Raw genomic sequence first — 506 nt, 5'->3', positions numbered from 1 at the left:
GTACGGGGCTGGGCGGCGGCCCCCGACACCGTCACCCGGGTGGCGCCGCACCGGCCGGGCTCCGCCGAAGTGCCGGAGCCCCCGTTCCGGCCGGGCACGGTCAACATCGTCCTCACGCTGCCCGTCGCGCTCTCCGACGCGGCCCTCGTCAATGCCGTCGCCACCGCCACGGAGGCCAAGGTCCAGGCCCTCCTGGACGCCGGACTCGACTGCTCGGGCACCCCCACGGACGCCGTGTGCGTAGCCGCCCCCGAACCGGGGCCGGACGGCGGCGAGCCCTTTGCCGGACCCCGTTCCCCCTGGGGCGCGCGGATCGCCCGTGCCGTGCACACCGCCGTACTGGCGGGAGCCCGCACGACGGTGTGACGGGGCTCGGTCGGCTCGGTCCACGGTCACCGGACGCCGCACCACCGCGTCGTACAGGCAGCCCCGCGGGTCGCGCGCGGCGGACCGGCCGCGTACGCCACGGACGGTCCGCCGCCCGCCCGGGGCGGAGAGGGCTCAGC

The 506-nt window shown here is 78.3% G+C and carries 1 protein-coding gene; it reads left to right on the top strand.

Annotation, left to right across the window (positions count from 1 at the left end; translation table 11 throughout):
• The coding region (locus CR470_RS38415; protein ID WP_257139081.1) for an adenosylcobinamide amidohydrolase at positions 1-366 on the top strand (366 nt) is incomplete at its 5' end.
• Between the last annotated feature and the right edge of the window lie 140 nt (positions 367-506).

It is taken from the genome of Streptomyces sp. rh34, assembly GCF_002551245.1.
GTDB lineage: Bacteria > Actinomycetota > Actinomycetes > Streptomycetales > Streptomycetaceae > Streptomyces.
This window is presented reverse-complemented; position numbering and strand designations above follow the sequence as displayed.